At 66.5% G+C, this 2888-nt stretch carries 4 protein-coding genes; 2 read left to right on the top strand and 2 right to left on the bottom strand.

The window, feature by feature from the left end; translation table 11 throughout:
- Nucleotides 1–271: helix-turn-helix domain-containing protein (locus tag EN935_RS29415; protein WP_164771423.1), on the bottom strand; the 271-nt coding region annotated here is incomplete at its 3' end.
- Between the two features lie 66 nt (nt 272–337).
- On the opposite strand from EN935_RS29415, the gene EN935_RS29410 reads away from it, so the two are divergent.
- The gene (locus EN935_RS29410) at nt 338–763 is read left to right on the top strand and encodes a VOC family protein (RefSeq protein WP_109660058.1); all 426 of its coding nucleotides are present in this window, start codon (nt 338–340) and stop codon (nt 761–763) included.
- Nucleotides 764–772: 9 nt separating this feature from the next.
- Here the strand turns inward: EN935_RS29410 and EN935_RS29405 are convergent, their stop codons facing one another.
- Nucleotides 773–1723 (bottom strand): trypsin-like peptidase domain-containing protein, encoded by a 951-nt coding sequence (locus EN935_RS29405; protein ID WP_109660060.1) that lies wholly within the window; start codon nt 1721–1723, stop codon nt 773–775.
- A 168-nt stretch (nt 1724–1891) separates the two neighbouring features.
- Here EN935_RS29405 and EN935_RS29400 point away from each other — a divergent pair, with 168 nt between their 5' ends.
- Nucleotides 1892–2764, top strand: a complete 873-nt coding sequence (locus tag EN935_RS29400) for a S1C family serine protease (protein ID WP_109660063.1) — start codon at nt 1892–1894, stop codon at nt 2762–2764.
- The last annotated feature ends 124 nt before the right edge of the window (nt 2765–2888 follow it).

The following is a 2888-nucleotide window of genomic DNA, read 5'->3' as shown; positions in this document are numbered from 1 at the left end:
CGCGCGCATCGAGCGAGGGCGGCGAGGCGCGCTCGATCTCTTCGGCGACCGCTGCCGCCTCCTGCTCGACCACGGCTGCAAACAGCGCCTGCTTGTCGGCAAAATGGTGATAGAGCGCACCGCGCGTCACGCCGGCGGCGGCAGCGATCTCCGGCGTGCCGGTCTCGGCATAGGATTTTTCCGTAAACAGCTTTCGTGCCGCGGCAATCAGGTCGGCGCGCGTCGCTTCGGTGCGGTCGCGGTTGGAACGGCGTGTGGTTTCCTGTTGCATACATGCAGCCTGTATGTTAATTCAATCTACATGCAGACTGTATGTTAATTGACGGGAGAAGGAAAGATGAAGACCACGAGCTACTACCCGGTGCTGATGACGGGCGACGTCGCCGGCACGACGGCGTTCTATGTCGAGCATTTCGGTTTCCAGCCGCTGTTTACGAGCGACTGGTATGTGCATCTGCAATCGGTGGACAACAAACGCGTCAATCTGGGCATCGTCCAGGGCGACCATGAGACTATCCCGGAAGAGGGGCGGGGCCGCACCTCGGGCCTGCTGATCAATTTCGAGGTTCGCGACCCGGACGCGGTCTATAAGCGTGTCGTCGCTGCCGGCTTGCCGATCCTGCGTTCGCTGCGCGACGAGCCCTTCGGCCAGCGCCATTTCATCACCAAAGACCCCAATGGCGTGCTGATCGACGTCATCAAGCCGATCCCGCCGAGCGAGGCGTTTCTGGCGCAGTATGCAGAGGGAGCGGCGGGAGCCTGAGCGCCCGCCTCAGCCAGCCCTTGCCACCGGCGTCACCGTCACCTGGCTGACGCCGGTGCGGCGCACGACGGTGCACAGCGTCTCGCGGCCGATGCGTTCGGCGTCGAGCATGCGCACGAGGTCGTCGACGCCGGTGACAGGACGGCCGTCGATGGCGGCGATGATGTCGCCTTCCTTCAGGCCGGCCTTGGCCGCCGGGCCATCCTTCTCGACGCTGCGCAGCCGCACTGCGGTGCTGGTCGAGACCTGCGATAACAAGGCCGCGCGGCGCGGCAGATTGGTGGTGTCGGCCGAGACGCCGATGAAGGCGCGGCGCACGCGGCCGAAGCGGATGATCTCCGAAATGACGAAGTTGGCGGTGTTGGAGGCGACCGCGAAAGCGATGCCTTGCGCGCCGTGGATCATGGCGGTGTTGACGCCAATGACCTCGCCCGCCGACGACACCAGCGGCCCGCCGGAATTGCCGGGGTTGAGCGCCGCGTCGGTCTGGATGACGTCGTCGATCAGCCGGCCGGTGGAGGCGCGCATAGAGCGGCCAAGCGCCGAGACGACGCCAGAGGTGACGGTCCATTCGAAGCCGAGCGGATTGCCGATGGCAATGGCGATCTGGCCGCGCCGCAGCCGCTTGGAATCGCCCAGCGGCGCGACGTCGGCAAAGCTGCCATCGGCGCGCACCAGCGCGATGTCGGTGTCGGGGTCGCGGCCCAGCACGCGGCCTTCGCTGGACGACCCGTCCGGCATCGAGACGCGTACCGTCCTGGCGTCGCCGACGACATGGAAGTTGGTGACCACCAGCCCGTCCGGCGCGATGACGAAGCCCGAACCATGGCCGCCCTGACCGCCGACGCGCTCGATGCGGCAGACGGCCGGGCCGATGCGGTCGACGGCGTCTGCAACGGTCGTCGAATAGGCGTCGAGCAACGTGTCATCAGTTTGGAATTTGGTGGCGGCGAGGGCCATGATCAGGCTCCGTGTTTTCAGGCGAAAGGATGACTATATGTGCGGAGCGGGCCGAACCGTCGCGACCTGACCAGATGGCCAGTCAAACCAGCAACTAGCCGTCAGGCGAGTACCTCCGGGCGCGCTGTCGAGCGATATCTGGGGCATGGATGAACCCAGGAGATATTCATGAGCGACTTCAATCTGAATGCATTTTCCGACGCCATCGCCGATCTCGCGGCACAAGCGGCTCCGGCAACGGCGAGTTTCGCCACGCATCATCACCGCACGGCAAGCGCCTTTCACTGGCGTGACGGCTATTTCGTCACCGCCGAAGAGGCCGTCGAGGCCGGCGAGGAGATCGAGCTGGTGCTGGCCTCGGGCGAGACCGTGAAGGCCGAACTGATCGGCCGCGATCCGTCGACCGGCGTTGCCCTGCTGAAGCCGGCGGGGGCCGTCAGCGCCGTGCCGTTGGCCATGGCCGATGCAGTGCGGCCGGGCAACATCGCCATCGCCATCGGCAACAGCCAGGGCTCGGCTCTGGCCGTGTCGGGTTCGGTCGGCGAAGTCGGTCCGGCCTGGCGCTCGATGCGCGGCGGCACCATCGACCGGCGCATCAATCTTGCCGTCGGCGCCGGCGGCCGTTTCGAAGGCGGTCCGGTGCTCGATGCCAAGGGCGCACTGATCGGCATGCTGTTGTTCGGACCGCGCCACCGGGCGCTGGTCATGCCTTACGAGACGATCGAGCGGGCGGTCGCGACCCTGCGTGAGAAAGGCCATGTCGCGCGCGGTTATCTCGGCGCCGGCCTGCATCCGGTACGCGATCGCGATGCGCAGGGCGCGATGGTGATGAGCCTCGACGACGATGGTCCCGCCAAGGCCGCCGGTCTCTCACTTGGCGACATCATCATGGCGTGGAACGGCGAGGCCGTGCATGGTCCGCGCGACCTGATCCGCAGGCTTGGACCCGACAGCGCCGGCGCTTCGGTGACGCTGGGCGTGGTGCGCGGCGGCGAACAGCGCGATGTCGCGCTGACAATCGGCGAAAAGCCGCTGAGCTGAGGTGATCGATGGACACGCTCACCAGCGACCGGATCATGCATGACGGTGCCGTCTCGCGGCGGCTGGTGGTGCTGATTGCGCTCGGCGCGCTCCGCATCGCCAAGCGCAATCAGCACCACCAGCC

Origin of the sequence: Mesorhizobium sp. M7D.F.Ca.US.004.03.1.1, assembly GCF_003998635.1 — a bacterium.
Classification (GTDB): Bacteria; Pseudomonadota; Alphaproteobacteria; order Rhizobiales; family Rhizobiaceae; genus Mesorhizobium; species Mesorhizobium loti.
The sequence above is the reverse complement of the archived record's forward strand: the minus strand, read 5'-3'. Positions and strand labels throughout refer to the sequence as shown.

Coding starts and splice junctions, on each gene's coding strand:
- EN935_RS29410 (WP_109660058.1), top strand. CDS start 338: ATGAAGACCACGAGCTACTACCCGGTGCTGATGACGGGCGACGTCGCC.
- EN935_RS29405 (WP_109660060.1), bottom strand. CDS start 1,723: ATGGCCCTCGCCGCCACCAAATTCCAAACTGATGACACGTTGCTCGAC.
- EN935_RS29400 (WP_109660063.1), top strand. CDS start 1,892: ATGAGCGACTTCAATCTGAATGCATTTTCCGACGCCATCGCCGATCTC.